This window comes from Cytobacillus sp. NJ13, from assembly GCA_030348385.1.
Taxonomy (GTDB): domain Bacteria; phylum Bacillota; class Bacilli; order Bacillales; family Cytobacillaceae; genus Cytobacillus.
This window is the reverse complement of the sequence record JAUCFP010000006.1, coordinates 466,782-491,173: the sequence shown is the minus strand read 5'-3', so window position 1 is coordinate 491,173 and position 24,392 is coordinate 466,782. Positions and strand designations below refer to the sequence as shown.

The 24,392-nt window shown below is 42.3% G+C and carries 25 protein-coding genes; 5 read left to right on the top strand and 20 right to left on the bottom strand.

All coding sequences use genetic code 11. The features are described 5' to 3' along the window. The first annotated feature begins 40 nt into the window (after positions 1–40). Both QUF73_02445 and QUF73_02440 read left to right on the top strand, forming a co-directional pair. A complete protein-coding gene (locus tag QUF73_02445; protein ID MDM5225061.1) occupies positions 41–388 on the top strand; it encodes a PadR family transcriptional regulator in 348 nt (115 codons plus the stop codon). Then, a complete protein-coding gene (locus QUF73_02440) occupies positions 375–1,373 on the top strand; it encodes a hypothetical protein (protein ID MDM5225060.1) in 999 nt (332 codons plus the stop codon). Before QUF73_02445 ends, QUF73_02440 begins: the two co-directional genes overlap by 14 nt. A 62-nt stretch (positions 1,374–1,435) precedes the next feature. Here QUF73_02440 and QUF73_02435 read toward each other — a convergent pair whose 3' ends face one another. The 15 genes from QUF73_02435 to QUF73_02365 all read right to left on the bottom strand — a co-directional run bounded on the left by QUF73_02435 (position 1,436) and on the right by QUF73_02365 (position 17,296). Beyond that, the gene (locus QUF73_02435; GenBank protein MDM5225059.1) at positions 1,436–2,785 is read right to left on the bottom strand and encodes a cytosine permease; all 1,350 of its coding nucleotides are present in this window, start codon (positions 2,783–2,785) and stop codon (positions 1,436–1,438) included. Between the two features lie 96 nt (positions 2,786–2,881). After that, complete coding sequence (locus QUF73_02430) at positions 2,882–3,211, bottom strand: cupin domain-containing protein (protein ID MDM5225058.1); 330 nt, start codon at positions 3,209–3,211, stop codon at positions 2,882–2,884. Position 3,212: 1 nt separating this feature from the next. After that, positions 3,213–4,961 carry a hydantoinase B/oxoprolinase family protein gene (locus QUF73_02425; GenBank protein MDM5225057.1) on the bottom strand — a complete coding sequence of 583 codons (1,749 nt, stop codon included), beginning with the start codon at positions 4,959–4,961 and terminating at the stop codon, positions 3,213–3,215. After that, a complete protein-coding gene (locus tag QUF73_02420) occupies positions 4,962–7,007 on the bottom strand; it encodes a hydantoinase/oxoprolinase family protein (GenBank protein ID MDM5225056.1) in 2,046 nt (681 codons plus the stop codon). 43 nt (positions 7,008–7,050) lie between these two features. After that, positions 7,051–7,596 carry an XRE family transcriptional regulator gene (locus QUF73_02415; protein ID MDM5225055.1) on the bottom strand — a complete coding sequence of 182 codons (546 nt, stop codon included), beginning with the start codon at positions 7,594–7,596 and terminating at the stop codon, positions 7,051–7,053. Between the two features lie 252 nt (positions 7,597–7,848). Further along, positions 7,849–8,766, bottom strand: coding sequence for a heme o synthase (cyoE, locus tag QUF73_02410; protein ID MDM5225054.1), 918 nt, complete (start codon positions 8,764–8,766; stop codon positions 7,849–7,851). Between the two features lie 258 nt (positions 8,767–9,024). Next, positions 9,025–9,771: a hypothetical protein gene (locus tag QUF73_02405; protein ID MDM5225053.1), complete on the bottom strand. Its 747-nt coding sequence runs from the start codon at positions 9,769–9,771 to the stop codon at positions 9,025–9,027. A gap of 198 nt (positions 9,772–9,969) precedes the next feature. Next, a complete protein-coding gene (locus tag QUF73_02400) occupies positions 9,970–10,329 on the bottom strand; it encodes a hypothetical protein (protein ID MDM5225052.1) in 360 nt (119 codons plus the stop codon). Positions 10,330–10,493: 164 nt separating this feature from the next. Continuing rightward, complete coding sequence (locus QUF73_02395) at positions 10,494–11,150, bottom strand: malonate decarboxylase holo-ACP synthase (protein ID MDM5225051.1); 657 nt, start codon at positions 11,148–11,150, stop codon at positions 10,494–10,496. Further along, positions 11,144–12,835 carry a biotin-independent malonate decarboxylase subunit beta gene (gene mdcD, locus QUF73_02390; protein MDM5225050.1) on the bottom strand — a complete coding sequence of 564 codons (1,692 nt, stop codon included), beginning with the start codon at positions 12,833–12,835 and terminating at the stop codon, positions 11,144–11,146. The genes QUF73_02395 and mdcD overlap by 7 nt, the downstream gene beginning before the upstream one ends. Next, positions 12,813–13,124: a malonate decarboxylase subunit delta gene (locus QUF73_02385; GenBank protein ID MDM5225049.1), complete on the bottom strand. Its 312-nt coding sequence runs from the start codon at positions 13,122–13,124 to the stop codon at positions 12,813–12,815. Before QUF73_02385 ends, mdcD begins: the two co-directional genes overlap by 23 nt. Before the next feature lie 18 nt (positions 13,125–13,142). After that, positions 13,143–14,012 (bottom strand): triphosphoribosyl-dephospho-CoA synthase, encoded by an 870-nt coding sequence (locus QUF73_02380; GenBank protein MDM5225048.1) that lies wholly within the window; start codon positions 14,010–14,012, stop codon positions 13,143–13,145. Between the two features lie 18 nt (positions 14,013–14,030). Next, positions 14,031–15,677, bottom strand: a complete 1,647-nt coding sequence (gene mdcA / locus QUF73_02375) for a malonate decarboxylase subunit alpha (protein MDM5225047.1) — start codon at positions 15,675–15,677, stop codon at positions 14,031–14,033. Positions 15,678–15,708: 31 nt separating this feature from the next. After that, entirely contained in the window at positions 15,709–16,635 is a 927-nt protein-coding gene (mdcH, locus tag QUF73_02370; GenBank protein ID MDM5225046.1) for a malonate decarboxylase subunit epsilon, read from the bottom strand. A 1-nt stretch (position 16,636) separates the two neighbouring features. Beyond that, a complete protein-coding gene (locus QUF73_02365; GenBank protein MDM5225045.1) occupies positions 16,637–17,296 on the bottom strand; it encodes a GntR family transcriptional regulator in 660 nt (219 codons plus the stop codon). Between the two features lie 289 nt (positions 17,297–17,585). On the opposite strand from QUF73_02365, the gene madL reads away from it, so the two are divergent. Both madL and madM read left to right on the top strand, forming a co-directional pair. After that, positions 17,586–17,999, top strand: a complete 414-nt coding sequence (madL, locus tag QUF73_02360) for a malonate transporter subunit MadL (protein MDM5225044.1) — start codon at positions 17,586–17,588, stop codon at positions 17,997–17,999. After that, positions 17,980–18,744 (top strand): malonate transporter subunit MadM, encoded by a 765-nt coding sequence (madM, locus tag QUF73_02355; GenBank protein ID MDM5225043.1) that lies wholly within the window; start codon positions 17,980–17,982, stop codon positions 18,742–18,744. The genes madL and madM overlap by 20 nt, the downstream gene beginning before the upstream one ends. A gap of 94 nt (positions 18,745–18,838) precedes the next feature. Here the strand turns inward: madM and QUF73_02350 are convergent, their stop codons facing one another. Both QUF73_02350 and QUF73_02345 read right to left on the bottom strand, forming a co-directional pair. Continuing rightward, positions 18,839–19,405 (bottom strand): competence protein ComK, encoded by a 567-nt coding sequence (locus tag QUF73_02350; protein MDM5225042.1) that lies wholly within the window; start codon positions 19,403–19,405, stop codon positions 18,839–18,841. A gap of 669 nt (positions 19,406–20,074) precedes the next feature. Then, positions 20,075–20,713: a hypothetical protein gene (locus tag QUF73_02345; GenBank protein ID MDM5225041.1), complete on the bottom strand. Its 639-nt coding sequence runs from the start codon at positions 20,711–20,713 to the stop codon at positions 20,075–20,077. A 202-nt stretch (positions 20,714–20,915) separates the two neighbouring features. On the opposite strand from QUF73_02345, the gene QUF73_02340 reads away from it, so the two are divergent. After that, positions 20,916–21,380 (top strand): hypothetical protein, encoded by a 465-nt coding sequence (locus QUF73_02340; protein MDM5225040.1) that lies wholly within the window; start codon positions 20,916–20,918, stop codon positions 21,378–21,380. A gap of 48 nt (positions 21,381–21,428) precedes the next feature. Here the strand turns inward: QUF73_02340 and QUF73_02335 are convergent, their stop codons facing one another. From QUF73_02335 to QUF73_02325, 3 genes are all read right to left on the bottom strand, one after another. Further along, on the bottom strand, positions 21,429–22,550 hold the full coding sequence (locus tag QUF73_02335; GenBank protein MDM5225039.1) for a hypothetical protein: 1,122 nt from the start codon (positions 22,548–22,550) through the stop codon (positions 21,429–21,431). Between the two features lie 17 nt (positions 22,551–22,567). After that, positions 22,568–23,590 (bottom strand): Nif3-like dinuclear metal center hexameric protein, encoded by a 1,023-nt coding sequence (locus QUF73_02330; GenBank protein MDM5225038.1) that lies wholly within the window; start codon positions 23,588–23,590, stop codon positions 22,568–22,570. 417 nt (positions 23,591–24,007) lie between these two features. Further along, complete coding sequence (locus tag QUF73_02325; GenBank protein MDM5225037.1) at positions 24,008–24,370, bottom strand: Na-translocating system protein MpsC family protein; 363 nt, start codon at positions 24,368–24,370, stop codon at positions 24,008–24,010. Positions 24,371–24,392 lie beyond the last annotated feature (22 nt).

The following is a 24,392-nucleotide window of genomic DNA, read 5'->3' as shown; positions in this document are numbered from 1 at the left end:
TATAGTGTATGACATATAGTATATCAAGCGAGGTGATTGAATGAGTACGCTGCTGAATTCGTTAACAACAGAACTTCGGAGAGGAACATTGACACTGGCGGTGCTGAGCCAGCTGCGGACATCGCAATACGGGTATTCGCTGGTTCAATTATTGGAGGACTCCGGCATAAATATTGATCAGAGCACGTTATATCCATTGCTGCGGCGTCTGGAAAAACAGGAGCTCGTGACCAGCAATTGGGATCATACCGAGAGCAGGCCACGCAAGTATTATGTTTTGAGTGAACTGGGAATGGAGACTTTTCTGCAGTTAAGAGAGGAATGGATTAAGAATTCAAAACAGCTTTACCGGCTGTTGAAAGGGGATGAGGAAGATGGATTTAATTGAGGTATATATACAGGAAGTGACCCGTAGGCTGCCTGAAAAGAGCCGTGCCGACATCGCACTTGAGCTGCAGTCAACGATTGGGGATATGCTTCCGGATGATTACAATGAGGAGGAAGTTAAGGATGTCCTCAGTAAATTGGGCAGTCCCGCAGCTTTAGCGGCCGGATACCGGGATCAGCCGATGCATCTCATCGGGCCGCGCTATTTTGATGTTTATGTGTCATTATTAAAAATGATCCTGCCGATTGCAGCAGCGATTTCATTGATTTCCGTTGCTGCCGAGTTTATTTTTGACTTTAACCGCGATGATACTATCATCAATGCGGTGCTCGGTTTCTTGGGATATGGGATTTGGAGACTGATTGAAGTGGCAGTTCAGGTATTCTTTTGGCTGACGATTGTGTTCGCTGTTATTGAGAGGATGGATAAAGGAAAGGAACAGCATCCTTTGTCACCAAGCTTAAAACCATGGACTCCAGATGATTTAAAAAGCATCACTTATATTCCGAAGAAAAAAGTCATCCCAAAGTGTGAAGTTTTCGGAAGTTTAATGTGGACAGCAATTTGGGCAACACTTTACTTTTATGCAGAGCGGCTAATGGGTGTCTATAGAGGCGGCGGTGAAGGACTGGAGTTTAAAATTCCCGCGGTCAACCAGGATGTTCTCCTTGCTTATTGGCCAGCTGTCGTTGTAATCATTGCACTCGAAGTTGGATTGGCTCTCTACAAATTAATCGTTGGCCAATGGACTAAAAGAATGGCTATATTCAATACCATCCTTGAACTGTTCGCAACCGCCGTTTTCATCGCCATCTTACTGAACCCGAATTTGCTCCAGCAGGAATTTATAGCATATATGACCGATTTATTTTCGATTTCAGCTGCTCAATTTAAGAACTGGCTGCTTGGCGGCATCATGATTGTATTTATCTTTTATGCTGGAATGAGTATCTTTGATGGGATACGCAAATCCAAAATACAATAAAGTATCTCCACAATGATTATGCCTGTTCTAAAAAAATAGAGAACAGGCATAATTGAATAGATTTACAGAATTTTGACGTTATCAGAAGAAAATGAGTCTGGCTGGCTGCTAATCTCTGTAAAGTGATCTGGTGCCACTTTTGCTTTGATTTTCATCGCTATGATATAAACAAATGCAGAAGCAATGATTGACTGGACAGCTGGGAGGCCAAAAGAATGTACATATTGAGTATAATAGCCAACCAAAGTTCCTACTACTAATGCAATGGTCGCCATCCAATTCCATCCTTTATTGTCGGTCCATTGCTGTTTTCTGATAAAAAAGAAATCTGCCATCATAACACCGCCAATGGCTGGATAAATTAAAGCCGTCATATAAAGAAAATCCATAAAATAATCCAGTATGCCTGCTAAAGCAATGACAATGGAAATGATCGTACCAGCCAAAGTCAGCAATGCTCTCCCTTTGTTAGAGTTAACATTCAGCATATTAGCCAGTGCCAGACCCATACTATAGTTATTTACTAATTGACTAGTCCAAGTCGCTAACCATAGGATGAGGAATCCCCATACCGGAAATCCTAAGTTCATCATGACATTTACAATATCCGCATCGCCAACTCCAATGGACATGATGGCGCCAACATAAAAAAGCGGGAAACCAACAGCAATTATTCCCAAGGGTATTAGTACATTGTCTTTTACAGAAGGCTTTGCATAGCGTGTATAATCTGAGGCAATAACCCATTGTGAAACGTTTATACCAATAACTAAACTGACGGCAGCAAGAAAAGTCATTTGTGGTTCAGGGTTCCAGGATGCTATCTTTTCCCAGCCGATATTTTTTAAAGCATAGAAAATACCGCCTGCAATTAATAATAATCCAGCTGGGACAGCTAAATAATCTGTCCACTTCATGGATGAGTATCCAATAATGGATGGAAGTGCAAATAGAAGGCCAGCTATGATTGTAACAATTGCCCAAAGGAACCACTCAGTCTTATAATCTATTCCAAACATCGCTGCTATGGCATTTCCTGCAACAGCTGTCTGGAGCGCCCACCACCCCATTGAAACGATAAATATAGTCAAGCCTACAATAAATCTTGCCTGATTTGAACCAAAGCTTGTTCTGGCAATTACTGACGATGAGCGGCCAGTTTTTGCACCGATGTATCCTGAAAGGGCATTACCGATCCATTGGAAAAAAAACAAAGCTGCTGCCAAGATCCAAAATAGCTTTCCGAGACCAAAGCTTGCTGTTAATGTTGCACCAACCATTAAAACCGGAATTGTAAATTCAAGTCCCCCAAAAATGATTGCAGGTGATATCCAGTGCTGCCTTTCATTTATTGGCACGGAAGCGAGAGCTTCATCTTTTCCTCCGCTTTTCCTTAAAGACACATCCTCCATCCCTATCCAACTCCTTTTTATTTCATATCGGAATATTCTGTAAAATCTTCTTATAATAAAGACCTTGCCCATGCAAGGTCTTTATGGTGAAAGTTGTTAACCAACCAAAACCCACACAATTTCACAATCCTCATCACTGTCATTGTAGGCAATATGTTCTTGCCCTGCAGGAATAAAGGTTGCATCTCCGCTTGAAACCCGATAGGTTTTTCCCTTCGTTTCTGTTACAATTGAACCTTTTACTATAATCGAATATTCATTTTCTTTATGATTAGAAACTCCTGTTAAAGGGACTCGCTTTCCTGGCGGAATTACAACTGTACCAACTTTCAAGTCTCCAGCTAATGCTTTTTGTGAGAATACTGTTTTAAGAGGAACTGCGGCATTCGAATCAGCCTGGATATTCTCTATATTTAATACATCCACTTTATTCACCTCTCTTCTGACGTTCTTCTGTTAAACCTTCAACTTCATATGTTTTCTCATTTACTATTACTCCGAAGTCAGCTTCTGCCTGCGCTGCAGTGATATAGCCATTTTTTACATCTTTGGCTACTTTTTCTGCAGGGCGCTTGAAAGACTCACCGTATCCCCCGCCTGTAGCAGTCACCAATTTAACGACATCCCCTTTATTCAGCGGGTATCTCGGATAGATCCCAAATGGGCCATCGACTTCACCATTTGCTTTCTCAATATAAACCTTGTTAGCTGATCCATCATTCCCATCATTCATACCCCAAGGAACAAATTTATTCCGTCCGAAAGTTACAGAAACCATTTGGTTGTCAGTTAGGGCTTTATAAGAGCGAATGACACCAGAACCGCCAATATACTCTCCTGCTCCTGCACCATCTGTATGCAAGCTGTACTCATCAACCATAATTCCATACCTTGTTTCAGCTACCTCAACTGGGACATTATACGTTTCGCCATCTCCAATACAGAATTGTCCTCTCGCACCATCCTGACCTTCAGATGCACCCCAGCCGCCAACAGAAGGCTCAACAATTAAAAATGGTTCATCTGTATCCTGATGCAATCCTGATAATACAACCGAACAAACAGATAAAAGGTGACCGGCATTTAGCCTATGTGGAATAACTGGAGCAAGAGCTTTCCATATCAAGTCTGCTCCTGCAAGCATGCTCTCCCAATAGATTGAAACAGGAGCTGGCCGTTCCGCTGAAAGAACTGAGCCTTTATCCGTAATAACCTCCAATGGACGAAACACTCCATCGTTCGCATCTTGCGAAGGGTTTGTAATGGCAAGGAAAATAGTCCGTACTGCCGAAACAAGTGCAGTATAAGAACAGTTAACAGGCCCTGGAACCTGAGGGTGGCTTCCCCTAAAATCAGCAACGAATTTTTCATCAGTGATGGTTACTTTGACTTTGATCTGGAAAGGGCCATTTCCAAAACCATCATCATCAATAAACCCTTCTGCATGAAAAGTGCCTTTTGGCAGTTTGGTTAATTCCTGACGCGCAAGCTGTTCTCCGTGGTCAAGGAGATAATCTACTGATGACAAAAATAATTGCTTCCCATGCTTTTCACATAATTCCTTAACACGTTTTTCACCTGTTTTAAGGGCTGCAACCTGAGCCCACATATCTCCCAGCGACAATTCCGGGAATCGGACATTGGCTTCGATGATATCGACAATAGCCTGATTGATTTCACCTTCATTGAAGAGCTTTACACTTGGAAACTGCAAGCCTTCCTGAAATATATCTGTAGCATCGTTACTGAAGGAACCTGGATCTTTTCCTCCTACTTCTGTCCAATGGGCCTTATTGGCAGAAAAAGCAACAATTTCTCCTTTATAAAATATGGGCATGACAAGTCCAACATCGGAAAGGTGGGAACCGCCTCCGCCATAAGAGTCATTAATGATGATAATATCGCCCTCTTTAAGATTTCCATCCCCGAATTTCTTGAGTGTTTGCTTTACCATATCTGAAAGCATCCCAATAAATCCTGTAACACCATTCCCCTGCGTCAAAAGCTGCCCCTTCGCATCAGTAAGTCCGCTTGCATAATCCAGGACTTCATAAATAATGGGGCTCATTGATGTTTTGGCAAGTGCAATAAACATCTCATCGCCGATGGCAACAAGTGAATCTTTTACAATTTCAAGTGTAAATGGATCTACCTTACTGCGAACAATTTGCGTCATTTATTCCACCCCTGTTTCAATGATTAAGTTTCCATACTCATCTACAGTCAAGGACTGACCTGGATAAATAACCGTAGATGCAGACTGCTCCTCTACTATGGCTGGCCCGGAAATTAGCATGCCTTTACCAAATAAACTGCGGTGATATACCTTTGTTTCAATCCAGCCTTCCTCTTCAAAATAGACCGGCCGTGTCTCTTTGTAAGCTTCCTGGATATTGCTGTTTATAGAATTAAGTTTTTTCAATTTTGGCTTTAACACCTTCCCAAAAGCTGTTAAATGCAGATTAACAATTTCTGCTGGTGTTCCTTCAAGCTTAAAAGTATAGTGCTGTTCATGAAGATCACCAAAGCGATTTACTACTTCCGAGAGGGTTTCCTTAGACCATTCCCCATTCGGAACAGTAACCTTTACAGTATGCTCCTGGCCTAGATAGCGTATATCTGCAAATCTTGTAAAAAGCACCTTGTCTTGAGCTACTCCTTCTTCTTGATACTGTTTTTGTGCTTGTATTTCTATTGAATTCCATTCTTTATTCAGCTCAGCAGGATTGAGATCATTTATTCTTCTAATATATGTTTGGATGTAGTCATGCCTTAAATCAGTCATTAGCATTCCCCAAGCTGAAAACACAGAAGAAGCTACTGGTACAATTACTTTTTTAACACCCAGTTCTTTAGCCAAAGCAGGTGCATGCATTGATCCTCCGCCGCCAAAAGCGACCAATGAGAATTCACGGGGATTATGTCCTTTTCTTACTGATATAAGCTTTAATGCATTCAGCATATTGGAGTTTGCAATTCGAATAATCCCTAATGCAGCTTCTTCAACCGTCATTTCAAAATGATCGGCAACTTTCTCTTTAATGGCAGCCTTTACTTTATCTAAATCAACTTCATAGTCGAAGTTTTTCGGAGAAAGCCTTCCCGTTACAAGGTTCGCATCCGTGGTTGTTGGTTCCGTTCCACCTTGACCATACGCCACCGGACCAGGTAAAGCGCCTGCTGATTGAGGACCAACCTTTAAAGAACCCGCTCCATCTATCCATGCGATTGAACCTCCTCCATTGCCAATTTCAACGATATCAACAACTGGTACTTTTATTGGATAACCAGCACTTCGTTCATTTTTCTCGATAAAATAATCAGTTGAAACCTTTACTTCTCCCTGATTAATCAAGGAACATTTTGCTGTGGTTCCGCCAATATCAAAAGCAATAATATTTTTCTCATTCAAGATTTCACCAAGAACTGCCGCACCATAAATCCCTGCTACAGGTCCGGACTCTACCATATTAATAGGGGTTTGTTTTGCACTATTAAAGGTTGTTGTACCGCCGTTTGACTGCATTATGTAATTCTGGCTGTCAGTCTTGTTTTCTACTAATTTATTTTGCAGACGGTTTACATAGGTAGCCGCAATCGGCTTAACATATGAATTAAGAACCGTAGTACTGGTCCGCTCATATTCCCGCCATTCCTTTGTCACTTCATATGATGCTGTAACGGCTGCTTCAGGCCATATCTTTTTTATTAATTCCACTGTCTCAATTTCATGAACAGGATTAACATAAGAGTGTAAGTAGGCGACAGCAATAGCTTCTACTTTTTGTTCCTTGAAATAGTTAATAACTGTCGTTAACTGTTCCTTGTTTAACGGAGAAAGCACCTCACCTCTATAATTCAAGCGCTCCTCTACTTCCTGGCGTAAATAGCGCTCAACAAAAGGCACCGGCTTTTCGTATCGTACATTAAAAAGATCCGGACGATTTCCTCTTGCAATTTCGAGCACATCACGGAAACCATTGGTTGTAATTAAACCTGTCTTGACCCCTTTACGTTCAGTAAGTGCATTGATAATAACTGTTGTACCATGGATAAATGTCTGGATAGCTGTCTGATCGATCCCGCTTTTCTCAATAACATCAATTACACCCTTTTCAAAATTGGGAGGTGTGGTATGGCTTTTAGCAACACCTATTTCTCCATTCTCATTGACATAAACCAGGTCAGTGAAAGTTCCGCCAATATCTGTAGCTACACGCATGATATTCCACCTTTCATAAAATGAGATATTTATTATCAGCCAATTAAAAAATAACTGGCGTTAAAACACAAAGTAATCTTGATTCTTCATTTATTGGATTTTCCATCGTGTGCGGGTAAGCGGATGGAAAGTGAATGGAATCACCTTCCCTGACAACATATTCCTTCCCATCTACATGAAAAATAACAAATCCCTTTAATACGTAATAATATTCCTCACCTGGATGGCCAAATTGCTGTATCTGTTTTTGGTTCGGGGCTAATGTAACCAAGAGCGGTTCAAGGCTTCTGCCTGGAAATTCACCGTTTACTCGAACATAAGTAAACTCCGAGCCCTTGATATTAAACGGCTTATGCTCACTGACCTTCACCATAAAATTCTGATTTGGTTTCTCGTCTTCGAAAAACTCAGAAATTTTAACATTTAACGCATCCGCTATTTTTTTTAAAGAGGTAATAGCTAAGGAAGTTGCCCCTCTCTCTACTTGAGAAAGAAAGCTGATTGACAAATCAGTACGTTCACTTAATTCTTTTAAGGTATAGCCATGCTGAAGTCTTAAATCTTTAATTTTCTTATAAATTTCTTCCATATTGAACTCCTTTGAAGCAGAACTGAAAAATTATAGTATGGGTGTAATAAGTTTTTAGTAATACTGTAATTAAAAAGTATAGTATCATAAAATATTTAAAATTAAAAGAAAATTTAAAATAAAAAATCAGCAATTATTAATTTTACAAGTTAATGTGATCTATTGACTCTCATTGGTTACCTTTAACCCTCACAAGTTTATACTGACAACAAGAAAAAGACACACTGATTGCACAGTGTGTCTTTTTCTTGTTTACAAATCAAAAATAATCCCCATAATCGAATAAATAATAACCGTCGAAAACAGGACTGTCATATGCACAAGCGAAAAGATAAACAGTGATTTTGCCCATTTTTCCGGGTCCATCCGTTTATAGCCGTACACACTGAGCGCGAGCCAGGCAATTCCCAAAAGCAGGGCAACCAGCATAAGGCCAGTGCTTAAGGAACCTAACAGAAAACTGATCCCGATCAGAATGATCAAATAAATATTCGTCTGGATATAAGTTCTTCTGACCCCTTTTACAACGGGCAGCATCGGAACATTTGCCGCTTTATATTCATCATGTTTCCGAATGGCAATTGCATAGAAGTGCGGCATTTGCCAAATGACAGTGATGATAAACAAACCAAGGATCGCAGGATGCGTGATATCCGGATGGATGGCAGCCCAGCCAATGAGCGGCGGCATCGCACCGGAAATGCTTCCGATCTCGGTATTGTAAATGGTTCTTCTCTTGCTCCACATCGTATAAGGGACCACATAAAAAAACAGCCCCAAAAACCCAAGGAAGCCCGCCAAAGGAGTCGTGAAGGCAAGAGCGAGAATTCCAAAAACAGACATGAAGGCGCCAAGCCACAAAACCTGTTTTGGCTTGATTTCCCCTGTGACAGTTGGTCTGCTTTGGGTCCTCTTCATAATCGAGTCGATGTCACGGTCATATAAGTTATTAAAAGCCCCGGCTGCCCCCATTACCAGGCTTGAGCCAATAAAGGCCAGTAAAATTTCAGGCAGCTTCTCCAAAAGGCCGAAGTCATAGGTATATAAGGCCAATGTTAATCCTGCAAACATCGGGATCAGGTTTGATTTTATAATCCCTGTCTTGACTGTCAGTGCGAGGATCTTTGATAAAGGCCGTCCCTGCATTTTCAGGGTTGCTTCCTCTTTCATGATCGATCTATTCCCCTTTTATTGATTATCTCTCTTCTCTATCTAAAAAAATACTAATTAGATAAACAGTATACACTTATTATAACAGGAGTTGCCACTTAATGATTTCTGAAAAATCACTGTGCTGAAATGCTGATGACAAATTGAAAAGAGAACCTTGCTCAGATGCATAGTTCTCTTTGTCCATTCTACCATTATTCATATTGTAAAAGTGCTTATAATCGTGACAGCTTTGTATCACTTTACTGTATACGCAGTCTAAAAAATAATTCCGCCGTCTCCTGCTGCAATTTCTTCTCGTTCTACCTTCTGAATATAAGTTTCCTGTTCAAAGGTATGGATGTACCTGCTTAACTTATAATAGCCAATATCGTTGATCGTATAAAAAACGACTGTCGGTTTTCCATTTTGATAGAAGAAATGAGGATTCAGGATATCGGGAATTTCTTGCAATTCATCCCACGGGTGAATAAAATTCAAATAATCTTCTATGCTGGAATCTGCATCTGTATCGTCAAGTTCAGAAAGCATTTCTTCCTTGTAATCATCCGTAAACGGCAATATCCGATCCTGTCCCCAGGAACAGCCATGCCATATTGCCCCAAATTCATAAAACTCATGCAAGGCAATCGCCGCCTGCAGATAAGATAATGGAGATTTATCACCATCAATCGCACCCATAAAATCATCCAGGGCGATTTCTGGCTTTGGCGGGCTAAGAAACAGTTCATCTAAACGGTCACAGGCGTCAGGATGAGGAAGTTCCTCTGAAGCTGGGATCGCCCACACTATTCCATTGCCATTTCTTCCGCTGAAATATTGATAGCCTCTTAGCTTGTATTCTTTCTTTATCGTTAATTGAGAGAAGCCATGAATGATCTCTTCAGGATTTTCAGCCGAGATGCTCCAGCCGGCTGGTGGTTCGATTCGGTCTGCATCATCTGCAGAATTCACCATTAGATTTGGTTTAGCCGCTGAGGCTGTGAAAATGGTCAGGTTTTTCATGTTTGTTTATCTCCCTTTAAATTATGTCATTATCTTTATTCATAATTATAATAGGCAGGCCTATTAAATTTTCAGATGGGTGGATCAGAAAAACTAAAACACCTGCCCTTTTGTCCTATACGGTACATGAAGGCCAGGTGCTTGTTTTTGGAAAAAATTATTTTAGATGAAGAAGTGAAGAAGGATTCTTTATGAGGATCATTGATTGTTCATTTTATAAATCTGCCTGGAGTGTTCAGAAATCTTTTGGTCATAATAAGCAAGGTCATGCTTCGTAGCCACGGATGTTTTAATATCAGAAATCTGCTCTATGGCTTGGTCTACTTTCGCATCAATAACAGACAATTCTTCATTCATTTCGTTCATTTTTACATTTGTCGCAGCAACACTATGAATCAATTGCTGTATAAGGTCTTCATGCCTTTTCAGGTCTGCTGTCAGTCTTTTGTCCATAGAGCTGACCTTTTGATCCAAGGTGTCCAGTCTTTTATCCATATTACCAACTTTGAGATCTAATGATTCAAGCTTGTTTAAAATTAAATTAAGTACTTTTTCCAATTCTATCACCTCCTTTTTTACTGATTATATCAGGCTTACTGGAATTATGTCGAAACTCCAAAAGGATTCCTGATTTCTTGAGACACTTTTTCTCACATCCCTTTAAAACAGCCATCCGGCAGTTAAAAAAATTGAAGGAGTGCCAAAGCTCCAAAAAACCCCTCTTAATTTACCAAGGGGGGTTTTTCCAGAAGTTCCATTAATTTATTCATTTCCCTTTTCCAAGGGTTTTCACAGAGTACTGGTCCAAATTTCGTTTTTATCAGTATTGTGGCTGAACCATTCGCATACTCCAATAAAGAAAACGAACCCGCTGGCGTTTCAGCCTGTATATCGACTCTTGCAGGGCAGCTCTTCATTGCATTCATTATCTCTGCTGCTATATGAATAGGGATCGGCTTTGGAGCACGAAGTATAATATCAAGATCGCTCTCAGCTGTTACAGTCACATTCCCGGTGGCCAATTCAAATCCGGCACTTCCCCCTGGCCCCCATACCAGCTTATATTTCGCCAATATCTCACTTGCTATTTTAAGAGATAAGAACACAGGTGATGGCTTATTTTCCCAAAGAGTGCTTTCACTTAAATCCTCAGGCTTGATTTGGTAAATGAACGCATCAGCTGGCAGAAATGCACCGAATCTTTCATTCCTGGCCTTTCCCCTAATCCCTACAGCGATCTGCCCTTTCGGAGCATGTGCCCTCCGGACAACCACATAGGGTGCCATGTTCAATGCTTGAATCGCCCAGTCCGGAATTGGCGAATGGCTTATGAGATGTTTTGCGTCAATCTTCAATAAGTCATGCGGCTCGATCACCATTTGTCCGCCAGGATCTTTCTGACTAAAATGGAAGCGGATCTTCCTCCTTCTTTGGCAAAGTCCGATGAAAGCCTGTTGCTCAGATCACGCGGACTATTTTGGATGTCCTCGATTGCCGCCAGAATACTGTTGTAGATTACATCACGGTCAGCGTCCCCTGGTGCATCAGCATTTAGATCGAAAATCAGTTCGTGGAGCGCTCCCAATTTTTCAAATGACCGGATATCATAAGCCATGGACGGCACTTTTTTTGCAGCTTCTTCAAGTTCTTCAATGGTTCTCTGCGTGATTCTTGCAGCTGATTTCTTGGACATCACATGGACATTGACACCTTCATCATCTAAGGCGATTAATCGGTTCGCCTGCAATCCATGGGATAAAAAGGCACCTGAAATAGCCTTTCCTGGAATAAATGCAATGACCGGATGGCCGGCCAATCTTGCTGTTGCATAGGCATCTGCAGCTGCAGCACATGCCTGATGGATTCCCAACAGCTCTTCACGGTACCCATAAGCCTGGCTTGGAACATCAACAACCGCTACAATTGCACGTTTTTCTTCCTTATAGTTATCTTCTTCTATCGCATCACGGACATGCTTGGCGATCATCCATCCCTGCTCCACGCCAAATTCACCAGAACGGGCTCGAGGGAACCGGCTTGATTCATCCGGGACAACTGCCAGGAAACGAACTGATTCATTGTCGATTTTTGAATCGGAACATAAAACCGAAGGAACTGCACTGATGTTTTTGCTGCCGGCTGACAAAAGGTTAAACCATCTATGCCCCCTGCTTTTGATTTTTACAACATTATTCTTATTAGCGCGATCGTACTCTTCTGATGGATAATAGTCAGATTCTACCCACAATTCTTGAACTTTCTGAGGAGTAAGCACGGCTGAAGTATTTATAGAGCTCAGAAAAGCAAGATATCTTTCAACCTGTGAGCTTCTTGGCTTTTCCACAGGTCCCTGCAGGATCGCAGACAATATGGCTTTTCTGAAAGAAGTGATGTCATCCTCAGCCTCAATATCGGCAAAACCGGCAGCCACCCTTTGTCTGCCTCCAATCGTGCTCCAAATCAGCTGGCGGTCTGTTGAATCAAACTCCTGTATCCCCGCTTCCTGCTCGATTACCTCTGGCCCATTTAAACCAAGGCGGCCTTCACGCGTAATGATTAACGTACTGCATAATCCTGCATTAATGGACATCCCGCCAAAAGCGCCAATTTTCCCGGGAATGACTCCTATAACAGGCACGTATGCCCTTAATGCTACGATCGCTGCGCCTATTTCGGCAATGGATAAGAGTCCGTAGTTGGCTTCCTGGAGTCTGACACCCCCTGTATCAAAGATAAAAATGGGATAGATGGCATTGCCGGACTTATTTTCATCAAGTGCCATCTCTAAAGCACCAGCTATCTTCGCACCGGAAACTTCTCCGATTCCGCCTCCCTGAAAGCTGCCTTCTATGGAAATGACGACTGCCGGCCTTCCCTCTATCTTTCCTTTAGCAATCACAACCCCATCATCACTTTGGGGAACAATTCCCTGCGGTTCCAGATGTGGGGATTCAAGACCTTCAAATGGTCCCAAAAGCTCCCTGAATGTGCCTTCATCCATAAGCACTCTTGCACGCTCTCTGCCTCCGCACTCTACAAAGCTATTTTTTAATGTATCCAGCATTTCTGCCCACCTCCAATGCCTGTGAGAGCCTCAATGAGACAACGCCCGGAGTTGCCCCAAAATCATTGATTTTAATGGTTGCTGAAATAGCATGATGGCTGAAAAACCGTTCTAATACCTTTTCCCATATTTGATTAAAGCCTGTTGTACCAGTACGGACTGTCACATCTGCATAACCCTGGTCGGATGGCTCCATTAAAATCTCCAGGTCGCCTGATCCTACAACTCCCACATGGGCATTTGATTCAAGCATTTGAGTTGCTGGAAAGCGAAAGTTCAATTTCTCCATTCGGCAGCTCTCCTTCTGCTATATTTGTAAGGCTTCTAATCTCTTAAACTCGCTTTTCGCATTCTGTTCCAGATAATCCAGGAAAATGGCAGCGGCAAGCAAATCAGCGCTTCCGCCCGGTGATACATTCATGCTGCATAATGATTGATCCAATTGTTCTAATAGCTGCCATCCTTTGTCGTCAGAAACCCCTCCTGCCCTGACTATTTCCTGTGCATGAGCCCTTGTGCTTTCGAGAGCTTCCAAGCCTCCCCTATGCAAAATACACGTGTCATTTAGCTCTGCCATCAGTGCGATCAGTACGTTTAGTCTGCAAAAATCCTCATTCAGACCTCTTTCTCTTGATTCTTCAAGAACTGGCAGCGCTATCTGTCTGATATGGGGAAAGCCTTGCTCCGCCTCCCCCCTTGCTCCATCCACTCCAAATCTTGCTTTCACACGGCTGCCATTTGTATGATCAGCAGGCACGTTTCGATCTTCATATAGAGCAAGCTTTCCTGCCTGAACCGCTACCTCTTTGCCTGGGCTATTTCCCAGGTCCATTGCAGCACTTGAAACGAGCAGGCCTAATGCCCATATCGCTCCTTTGTGGGTATTTATGCCACCCGTGGCCTTAAACATTTCCTGTTCTCCCCGCCTGCCTATCACGGCAATCTCTTCGCGCAGCCCCTGGGAAGGGGTCCGGTTAAAGCTTGTTTCAGCTATCTCCCTGAATGTATCTTCAAGTGCAATAGCTGACCGTATCATTGTGTTCAAAGACATATCTCTATGCGAGCCGGAGCTTTTCTTATCGACCAGTCCTGGTTTTGGGGTCAGCTCAGCTTCTTCAATGAGCGATTGTACTGCCAGCTGTCCGAGATATAGGCTGTAAGATTCTAAGTCTTTCATTGTTTCCAATCAGCCCCTTTACCAGCTTCTAAATTTGGCAGGCGGTTCATATAACCCTTCCGACCATTCCACAAGCTCCTCAACATTTTTGGCAGCCAGCAGGGATCGTTTTGCATCGGTCCTTCTAATCCCGAGATCCTCCGGAAGAGCGATTAACCCTTCTCTTCTTAATTTTTCCGATGCCTTTATATCGTGCTTCAGGCCAATTGGGGTTACACCGGCAATGGCTGCGATGGCCTGCCTCCGCTCCTCCATGCTGTCCGTTTTATATAGATAGGCAATGCCCTCCTCGGTGACTATATGTGTCACATCCTGCCCATAAATCATAACAGGCGCTGTTTCAAGGCCTATATCTGCTTTAGCACCTGCAGCATCCAGCGATTCAACAAATACAGGTTTATTTCCGTTTTGGAAGGTTTCAACTACCTGAACAACCAATTTTCTTCCGCGTGCAAGCGGGTCAGTGTCCGTCATCATGTCAAGCCACGCTTGAGAGGAATGGCGCCTTCCTCCCGGATCATGTCCCATGTTCGGCGCTCCCCCAAAGCCGGCAAGGCGCCCCCTCGTTACGGTTGAAGAATTCCCTGCTTCGTCAATCTGCAGGCTGGAGCCTACAAATAGATCGACAGCATATTGTCCTGCAAGCTGGCAAAGTGTCCGGTTTGAGCGCAAGCTTCCATCATGGCCGGTAAAAAACACATCACGCCGGGCAGCAACGTATTTTTCCATTCCTACTTCTCCGCCAAAACAATGGACACTCTCTACCCATCCGCTTTCAATAGCCGGGATGAGTGTAGGATGAGGATTCAAAGCCCAGTGCCTGCAAATTTTCCCCTTCAAGCCTAAGGATTCACCGTAGGTTGGCAGAAGCAGTTCAATCGCGGCAGTATTATAGCCTATCCCGTGATTCAGTGATTTTACTCCGTGTTTTTCATAGATTCCCCTTATGACCATCATGGCCTGCAGAATCTGAATATCTGTAATATGGCGAGGGTCACGTGTAAATAGCGGCTCAAGCTGATAAGGCTTGTCAGCAACAACGACAAAATCAATCCATGAGCCAGGAATGTCTACGCGAGGCAATTCATCAGTCAGTTCATTCACCTGTGCAATGACAATTCCGCTGCTGAAGCCTGCTGCTTCAACAAGAGTCGGTGTTTCCTCCGTATTAGGACCAGTATACAAGTTGCCTTCTGAATCAGCTTTATCCGCAGCCACTAAAGCCACTGAAGGAATCAAATCAATGAAGAGCCTTCCATATAACTCTACATATGTATGAATCTCTCCCATTGTCAGCTTCCCATCCTCAAGCATTTGCGCCATCCTGAGACTTTGCGGTCCAGCATATGAAAAGTCCACTTTGCTGGCAATGCCGTACTCAAATAAATCCAGGTGTTCAGGACGGGAAATGCTGGACATGATCATATGCAAATCGAATAATTTTTTCGGGTCAGCCTGAGCAAGAGCAGCTGAAAGGAAGGATGCCTGCTTTTGATTATTTCCTTCAAGCACCACCCGATCCCCCGGCATAATCAGTGTTTCCAGTGCCTCAACAATTTGGCGGGTTGGAATAATTCGATTGCTGGTGATGCCCTTCATTTTCTCTAATCGTTTTTGCTTGGCTTCAAGACGTGTATTCCAGGATCGCTGTTTGGCAGCCTGCATGATAAAATCCCCTTTCTATTAATAAATTATTTTAAGAACAAAATCTCTTTGCCAGGAAAAGGCAATTGTCTAACCCGTTTTCATCCACGGAGACAGAGCGGGCACCCGGCAGTGTTCTTTTATTTAAAGTGGTCAGGACATTCCCTGGGGGCATCTCGATCAAAAGCCTTGTGCCATGTTCACAAAGCAAAGAGCTGATTTCATACCAGCGAACTGGATGCGAAACATTATAAGCGAGGTCTTCTCGAATTTGCTCAGAATCCCTTAATAGTCTTGCTGTCCGATTTGCGGCATATGGGATATAAGGGACACGGATATTGACAGAAGCAAGCTTGTCATATAAGGAATCTCCGACAGAATTCAGCAAAGGACAATGGGATGGCACACTTACATTCAGAAGCTCGGCCGTCCTTGCACCGCGTTGACCGGCTTGATCCAGAACCTCTTTGATGCCTGGAATGGAGCCGGAAATGGTTACTTGATCTGCTGCATTAATATTCGAGCGATATACCGGGTTCTCTTCTGAAGAAATGGCTGCAGCTAATTCATTTACAGTCCTGGCATCAAAACCAGTAATCACCCCCATCCCGTAACCCGATGGAAAAGCCTGTTCCATCAGCTCTCCTCTCAGCTTTACCATCTCCAAAGCATCGGAAAAATCCATCGCCCCGCACATAACGGCAGCTCCAAAGGCTCCGGCTGAATGACCTGCCACAAAATCCGGGATCACCCCTTCTGCTTTAAATGCTTTTGATACAGCCACTGACGAAATAAGCAAAGACAATTGAACCGAAACAGTGGACTTTAAGGCTTTGTCAGTATCAAGAACCAAGACATTTTCACCGATTACTTCTCTTGCTTCCTGCAGTACTTCAAGAGCGGCTGGATGGTCCGGCAGGCTGTGCAGCATACCATTTTTTTGGGAGCCCTGGCCGGGAAATACGAATGCAAGCTTCATTTCATTCCCTCCCGCTTCCCATCTTTCTTTTCATGCTGGCTATTACATCCTGATTATGCCTTGTCAGCAACTCTGCTGCCTCGTCTAATTTTCCATCTTTTAAAAGGTCCATTAATAGATCATGTTCACGCACTGACTTTTCAATATTTCCCTGGCTGGCAAATGAAAGACTCTGTATTCTCAGCAATGGCCATCCAAGCCGGGAATACATGGTCTTAATCGTTTCACTATTGCTCATTTCTACAAGTGCAGTATGAAAAGAGTGGTTCAGCTGTGTATACTGATGAACATCCGTAACATCGTTCATCATGTCTAGAAGTTCTTTCATTCTTTTCAGCCCATCCCGATCGATTCCGTTTCTGCTGATTCTATCCATAGCCATTGACTCCAGCATTATACGGATTTCCAGCAAATCATAAATTTCATTCTCCGTATAATCTTTAACGATCGCTCCTTTTCGGGGGATCCGTTCAACAAGCCCTTCAATGGAAAGCAAGTAAATGGCCTCTCTTACTGGTGCACGGCTTGTTCCATACTCATCGGCGTAAATGTGCTCAATCAATTTATCCCCAGGAACCAGCTCTCCCTTTATGATTTGTTCGGTGATATGCTCCGCTATATGATTTGATAAAGCATTTTGATTAAATTTATCTGCTTTCATGACACTGTCTCCTTCAATACAAAATGTTTGGTCGACTGTCGATTTAATTATACCTCCTCATTTTAAATAATTCAATATTTTAAGAAAATTGTAAAAATTAATTGACTTCGTCTTTTCATTCGTTTTATTATGAGTTCTAGGAATACAGTCGACTGTAGATTACAAAAAATGCAAACGCTTTCTTTGTTTCGAACTTTGATTACCGACCCCTATGTTCAGTCAGAATACTAGATTCTTTACTTCTCTGTTCCTTAGCCCAAAGCAAAAATATGTAAAAAGGAGAGATGAGATGGTTATTTACGGGGTTGCTTTGTTATCGATTTGCTTATTATCGGGTGTATTTTTGGGAGATCTTCTCGGAAACATTCTGGGAATCAACGCAAATGTCGGCGGTGTAGGCATTGCCATGCTGATGTTAATCCTTCTGGCTGAATACTTAAAGAAGAAAGATAAATTAAAGGCTCCGACCCAGGAAGGGCTATCGTTCTGGAGCGCCATGTATATTCCCATCGTTATTGCCATGTCAGCTCAGCAAAATGTGGTTGCAGCTCTGGACGGAGGACCTCTTGCCCTAACCGCGGGAGTTGCTGCAGTCTTGATCAGCTGGGCGATTGTACCTATTCTAAGCAAGGGCGGTAATGCAAACGAAACGCTGGAAAATGAAATGACGGGAGGGGATCAGCGTGTTAGAAATATTAGGTAATGCTCTTACAAACAATGGTCTCATCGTTGCTTTTACTGTCGTTGGGCTGACAATGCTAGTCTCGTATTTTCTTTCTGATAAACTAACAAAAGGCAGAATTCATGGTTCAGCCATTGCCATTGCTCTTGGGTTAGTGCTCGCCTATATTGGTGGAGTGGTAACGGGAGGTGAAAAAGGCCTATCGGACATCGGCATATTCGCTGGAATCGGATTAATGGGCGGTGGGATGCTCCGTGACTTTGCCATTGTGGCCACTGCCTTTGGCGCCAATTTCAGCGAAATCAAAAAAGCCGGTGTAAATGGCGTTGTTTCCCTCTTTTTGGGTGTTATCCTCTCCTTTGTGATCGGAGTAGGTATTGCCCTGGCATTTGGATATACAGACGCGGTCAGCCTTACCACGATTGGTGCCGGCACTGCAACATACATAGTTGGGCCCGTAACAGGTACGGCGATTGGAGCAAGCTCTGAAGTCATTACTCTCAGTATCGCAGCTGGTTTAGTAAAATCCATTCTAACGATGATCGGAACACCTTTTGTCGCAAAGTATATTGGCCTTAATAATCCTCGCACGGCAATGGTTTACGGAGGACTTATGGGAACGACAAGCGGTGTAGCCGGAGGTTTGGCTGCAACGGATCCAAAGCTGGTCCCATATGGAGCGGTTACGGCAACCTTTTACACGGGACTGGGCTGTCTGATGGCACCTTCTGTTTTATTTTTAATGACAAAAGCCGTATTCGGTTAAATACATTAAATCATTAAAAGCGGCAATTGCCGCTTTTTTCCTCTGTATCAATAATGAGCGCCTGCCCCCAGTTTATCGGAACAGGCACCAGCTTCTACTTATCTTTTTTCCTTGTGATAATGTAATTCCTCTTCCCTTTTTCAACGATGTAGGTATTCGTTGTTCTTTCCATAATAAAGCTGAAGGTGTTGACCGTGCGTTTGGATATTCTTGATTCCAGCTTCTCTGTCCGATCATATTTGTAAGTAAGATCCTTTTCAGCAGCGTTCAGCTTAAAGCAATGTCCGCCGCTCACATAAACGTTTGAAAGGTCATGATCTTCAGGCAAGATAGCTTCAACATGATGTAGAGCAAACCACACACACTCCTCCTGCCCCGGCGAAGTATGAGGAAACCAATACATGTTAATCTCTCCTGGAATTCTTACAGGCACAGCCTTGCATGGGCCAAGTATGGCTCTTGAACCGCTGATGGCACCATTCAAGTCAAATCCATAATATTTAAGGCTTTCATCAATGATCTCGATCGGTTTCATATCTACCTTAAACGTATAGTCACCTTCCAAAACCAGACTGTGGCATTCCCCATTATCATTAAACTCCGCTCTAATCGATTTCGTTTCAGGAACAATAATATAACTGCTTAATTGTGTTGCTTCCATTATTAGTAATAGCCTCCTTTTAATTTAACTATTTAAAAAATGAAATTTAAGGAGTATACTAACTTATGAGCTGGTATACTCCATCTCACTGAGACTCTCAGGCTATCGTCTGCCAGGACCCGCCTGAGGGTTTTTATTTTGCTTACAAATTTCTCACCTCCTTTGAGACTCCAGCTGAGTGACCAATACCTTTTCACCAGATTGTACAGTACTCATAGTTTCTTGCTGATGAACCAAAATTTGTCATATCCCTCTTCCCGAGGTCTATTATAGGCATTTTGTCTGATTATTGTAAATTATTTTTTTTTGATAAACTATGACATTATCACTACTTATTCTTGATTTTATTTATTTAGGCTGTTGCCATAGATTGACAAACAGGGGAAGAGAAAATATAATGTGTACTTTCATTTTCTGGATTCAAATTATGACTGCTATTTGTGATGTATGTCACAAACAACACCTAGCCTCCCACTTTTTAGCCATTGCCAGAAAAGTCATGGATGAAAAAAAGAAATTTATTTTCTAATTTCGAATATTTTGTGAACTTCTTCCGTAAAACAAGTTGAGAATGAACAGAGACTGTCTCTGGCTAAGCTTAATGATTAATAAATTCTATAAAAAAATACGTGCCCTATCTTAACAAGGCACGCATTTTTCATTTACTTTTTAAGATTCTTTCCCTGTCTCTTCCATCGCATCCGGATAAATGACTTCATCAAAGACCTCGCCTGTCGATGTATCCTTAACCAAAATCTTTACTTCGTATTCCTCTGGACCCACCCCATTGAATAGCTGATAAAACATTCCGGATAATCCGAGTCCAAACACGGCAAATCCATCAAAGCTATTTTCATAAGCTTCTCTTTCCACTTCTAAAGTAAACTCAGAGTAGTCCTTGTTGTAAGAAACCTCTTTCACCGATGGATAATCTTCGCCATTCTTCGTATCCGCAATGGTTTTTTGCAGCTCAGTTTCCATCTCCTTCATCATTTCCTTATGCTTAGATTTAGACATTTTATAAGTGACTGAGCCATCATCATTCCTGGTGACTTTAATGCCTTCCTTTTCGGCCTCTGCAATGGAGCTATCCATATCTTCACCTTCGAACATGGAAGCTGGCAGCATCACCTCTACATTTAGCAGACCTTTATCCACTTTTACTGACTCGTTTTCATCTTCACTCTTCTTATCAGCTTCCTTTGACGTTTGTTCCGTTCCTGTATCCTTTTTTTCCTCACTGCTGCATCCAGTAATGAATAGAAATGCTGCCAGTATCACCAGGCCTAATACGTGCTTGCTTCTCATAATTTTTTCCCCCTGTTATTGAGTTTCTCATGTTGAATACCAGTTAGCTGGTTCATATACATCTTAACAGGCAGGGTTCTCAAAAAAACGGAATGGTTCGTGAATAATAGATATGATCATAAATAGTGATGGAAACATAGCAGATATTTTTGCATTTTAGAGCATAAACATCAGTATCGACTAACAGAAATGAGGGAGAGCCATGTCCTTTATCGGATTTGAACTGATAGCCAAAAGAGCATGGACCGTTTTGCCTGGCCACGCTTTTTCAATGTCTATCCAATGGAACAAAAAGAAAATCCCTTCATCCATCGGAAGGGACATCTATCATGAACCTGGACTGATTCTCCCTGATAAAAGAATTGCAGCTACAGGGAGGATTCACCATTTGTCTGATAGTACAATAAATCACTATGAGCCTTTACAAACAGCGCCTTGTAAGCTTATTTGCCGGCCTGTCTTCCCACTGGATGATCTTAAAATTGAACTTCTTGCGCCAAAGAAAGGGATTATGGAGCCCATTCATCAAACGGCCGTTCTTTTCTTATGGAGCGAGGAAAACAATCTTTTAAGCAAAACAGAGCTCCACCTGGATCCCCAATCAATTGAAAGGAACCCTCGAGATCAATATTTTATCGATCTATCTTTTTTACTGGGTAAAATATAGATCTTATAAACAATACTTAAAGCCATTTTTTCACCTTCACTCCGAGCATTAAACTAATATGGGCGTTAAGAAATAAACAATTAAAAAGGCTGTCAATATACGCATAATGATTCCTAATACAGCTGCTCCCAATGCTTCTTTTTCACTGAGGTCAGAATTAGCTGCCCATATAACCGGAATTTGACCAAAGATTGTTGACAGGGGTAATCCCGATGACGCCAGCACGAAAGATCCAATCACCAAGCGCGGATCCAAAGAACCCGCAACTTCTGATAACTGGGCCATTGCAAGCGCCGGACTAGCCAAAATTGAAAGAATACCGGTCTCAGGATGAATATTTAGAGCTAACAATACTGCTGATAAGCCGGATTCAAATTTTGACCAAATTCCGATATAGTCCAAAACACCAATAGCAGCAAACACGACAGCTGCAGCCGGAATAATGAGAAGGAATAAAAGCTCTGCTCCCTCCCTGGCTGCATTAAATAGAGTAGGAAGAAATCCGGTATTGGGTGTGAACTGAGGCAGCTTTCCAATTTGGACAGATTTAGTATCCCGATAAATGGTTTTAGATAGTAGAAACGGGACAATTATGACAGGCATGAAAACAGCTAACACAACGACTACAAAAGCATTGGCCCCTACTGCCGTTAAGGCAACCATACCTAACATAAATGTAGCAAAGGATTGCTGTGATTGAACCATGGTGGCTACCGCTATTTTTTGCTCTGCTTTTGTTGCTCCCGAACGGATCAAAATCGGTCCGGCAATTTTTCCGGCAGCATTAATATCGCCAAGAATATTATATATACTTGGAATGATAACAGCTGAATTGACTTTCATCAGCTTTGTAACAGGGATGAATATTCGAATTAACGCATCTGTAAACCCCAGCCTTTCCAGTACCCGGCCGATTATGACACTAACAATTATGGAAACTCCTACCGTACCGGTTAAAAATATCTCTACGATAACTGGGAAAACTTGATCGACAATGGAAGTAAATAACCCGGCTAATGTTCCTGGAGTGATTAACAATACCAACAGTGAGATTATGACTAAACCAAGACCGACTACTTCGATTTGTGTCCATTTTCTCGTTAAAGGAATCGGGACACTAGTCTCTTCTATTTCTAAATTTTTTTGTACTAAGGATTTAACCTCGCTCATCTACCTGCACTCCTTTTTTATAGTGTATTAACAGCCGTTTTTTTCAATAGATAACCAGCAGCCATTTCTTCTGCATATTTCTTTAAATGAGGAGATCCCATTTCATTTATGGATATGCTTGTCACACGTTCTCGAAAAACAACGACTTCAACACCAGGCAGCAGCATGTCTAAGGCATAAGCTAGTGGTAAACCATTTTCGAGAATTTCCAGCACATGGCAGTTGCCAATAATAAAATTAAGTCCTAATTCCTTAGCCGTTTCAATAAGTGGATGTCCATCATAAACCCTGCTAATGGAAGCGAGAACAGTGTCAGCTTCCGGGTGTTCTTTGATGACCTGACGCAAATGATCAGGGGAAAATCCCGTATGCGGGAAAATGTGAATAATATTGTTCACGGGGCTGGTTTTTTCTCCATGAACAATTCTCCCCCGCGTCACTGTACTTGTTTCAGTCAGAGATGAACTATTGCGAATTTCCTTTTCAGTATGTAGAAGTTCCTCTTCATCTCTCAAACCCATAAAATTGTCCAGCCGTGTTAAAATATCTCCGAGAGTGTTCACCTCTGGGATTACTTTTCCTGCGTATAAAATATTTCCGTGTACTCCTCCATAAGAAACCTCTGTCCGGTATACCTGATGGCCGTGCAAAAAAGGGATGCCAGGATGTAATCCATGGAAAGCTTCATGCAATTCAAATGCTGCTACATTATATAGATCCAGATAGTTTTTCAAAATAACACCACCTGAATTAGCCGCTTCAGCTATCGGATGATGAGCGACAATTGCATCGACACCAGTAGCGCCGGCAAGTTCTATGCATCCTTCTGTCATTGTCATAGCAACTGCTATTTTTTTTACTTCCTTTTTCCTATCACCATAGACAAGTCCTGGCGTTTCAATGATCTCTTTCCCGGGAATGTTGGAAGACTTCATGAGGACAAAGGGATGCTCACCTCTAGTAATATCATTAAGAGATTTAATCACTCTTCCTCCTGTAAGGTCATCCAGCGCAATCAATACATCTTCTACTGTTTTCATAATATTGCCTCCTTATTATTTTTGGCTCTTTTCGTATAAATTGTTGTTTTTCGCCTATCAATGTTGTCCGTTGATTTCCGCTCCAGGATGCTCGCTTTCCGCGGGGCGGGCGTTGAGCCTCCTCGACGCTCCGCGTCTGCGGGGTCTCACCTGTCCCGCTACTCCCGCAGGACTTTGAATAAGCTTCCTTGAGTAAACACCGCACGAAGAAAATGCGAATGCATTCTCGAGGATCTCGCACCTTCCGCTGCAATCAACTCAGCAAATAATATACAAAAAGCAACAAACCTTGCGAAAACAGCCCTATTTTTATAAAAAAAACCGTCAGCACAAATCAAACAGACGCAAGTCTGAAAGCTTGTACTGACGGTTTTAATGCACTCTTAAGAGTTCAATGGACCAGTCACCAATATTTAGTTACCTGGAAATATAGGCACTTGTATCTCGATCCAGGGTAATGATAGTACCTGAAAGTTCAGTAACGGGGTCATAGTCCTTTAAAATAGAAAGCACCTTCATCCCATATTTTTCTTCTAGGACATCCCTTAAATGTTCCTTGTAGCTATCTATGATGGCAATGTCAGTCATTCGGGTTACAAAGCGATTAATCTCGTCCAAATGTTTAAGAGATGGAATTCTCTTATGATAGGCGAAAATTAATATCTTATCCCCCAAAAAGTCGATTCTTTGACTTTTGACACCAATGTTAAACAAAAGAAGGTTGATATTGTTATAGTCCTTGATAAGTTCCTGTTTAAATGGGCCAGCAGTCCAACTCATTTACTCACACCATCTTTTAGAA

Excerpts from the sequence above, each read along its gene's own strand:
- cyoE (MDM5225054.1), bottom strand. The coding sequence starts at position 8,766 with ATGAAAGAGGAAGCAACCCTGAAAATGCAGGGACGGCCTTTATCAAAG.
- QUF73_02420 (MDM5225056.1), bottom strand. The coding sequence starts at position 7,007 with ATGCGTGTAGCTACAGATATTGGCGGAACTTTCACTGACCTGGTTTAT.
- QUF73_02335 (MDM5225039.1), bottom strand. The coding sequence starts at position 22,550 with ATGAGCGAGGTTAAATCCTTAGTACAAAAAAATTTAGAAATAGAAGAG.
- QUF73_02385 (MDM5225049.1), bottom strand. The coding sequence starts at position 13,124 with ATGGAGAAATTGAACTTTCGCTTTCCAGCAACTCAAATGCTTGAATCA.
- QUF73_02340 (MDM5225040.1), top strand. The coding sequence starts at position 20,916 with ATGTCCTTTATCGGATTTGAACTGATAGCCAAAAGAGCATGGACCGTT.
- QUF73_02395 (MDM5225051.1), bottom strand. The coding sequence starts at position 11,150 with ATGGTGATCGAGCCGCATGACTTATTGAAGATTGACGCAAAACATCTC.
- QUF73_02330 (MDM5225038.1), bottom strand. The coding sequence starts at position 23,590 with ATGAAAACAGTAGAAGATGTATTGATTGCGCTGGATGACCTTACAGGA.
- QUF73_02415 (MDM5225055.1), bottom strand. The coding sequence starts at position 7,596 with ATGGAAGAAATTTATAAGAAAATTAAAGATTTAAGACTTCAGCATGGC.
- QUF73_02425 (MDM5225057.1), bottom strand. The coding sequence starts at position 4,961 with ATGACGCAAATTGTTCGCAGTAAGGTAGATCCATTTACACTTGAAATT.
- QUF73_02405 (MDM5225053.1), bottom strand. The coding sequence starts at position 9,771 with ATGAAAAACCTGACCATTTTCACAGCCTCAGCGGCTAAACCAAATCTA.
- QUF73_02440 (MDM5225060.1), top strand. The coding sequence starts at position 375 with ATGGATTTAATTGAGGTATATATACAGGAAGTGACCCGTAGGCTGCCT.
- QUF73_02345 (MDM5225041.1), bottom strand. The coding sequence starts at position 20,713 with ATGAGAAGCAAGCACGTATTAGGCCTGGTGATACTGGCAGCATTTCTA.
- mdcD (MDM5225050.1), bottom strand. The coding sequence starts at position 12,835 with ATGCTGGATACATTAAAAAATAGCTTTGTAGAGTGCGGAGGCAGAGAG.
- QUF73_02445 (MDM5225061.1), top strand. The coding sequence starts at position 41 with ATGAGTACGCTGCTGAATTCGTTAACAACAGAACTTCGGAGAGGAACA.
- QUF73_02365 (MDM5225045.1), bottom strand. The coding sequence starts at position 17,296 with ATGAAAGCAGATAAATTTAATCAAAATGCTTTATCAAATCATATAGCG.
- QUF73_02350 (MDM5225042.1), bottom strand. The coding sequence starts at position 19,405 with ATGGAAGCAACACAATTAAGCAGTTATATTATTGTTCCTGAAACGAAA.
- QUF73_02380 (MDM5225048.1), bottom strand. The coding sequence starts at position 14,012 with ATGAAAGACTTAGAATCTTACAGCCTATATCTCGGACAGCTGGCAGTA.
- QUF73_02435 (MDM5225059.1), bottom strand. The coding sequence starts at position 2,785 with ATGGAGGATGTGTCTTTAAGGAAAAGCGGAGGAAAAGATGAAGCTCTC.
- mdcA (MDM5225047.1), bottom strand. The coding sequence starts at position 15,677 with ATGCAGGCTGCCAAACAGCGATCCTGGAATACACGTCTTGAAGCCAAG.
- mdcH (MDM5225046.1), bottom strand. The coding sequence starts at position 16,635 with ATGAAGCTTGCATTCGTATTTCCCGGCCAGGGCTCCCAAAAAAATGGT.
- QUF73_02325 (MDM5225037.1), bottom strand. The coding sequence starts at position 24,370 with ATGAGTTGGACTGCTGGCCCATTTAAACAGGAACTTATCAAGGACTAT.
- madL (MDM5225044.1), top strand. The coding sequence starts at position 17,586 with ATGGTTATTTACGGGGTTGCTTTGTTATCGATTTGCTTATTATCGGGT.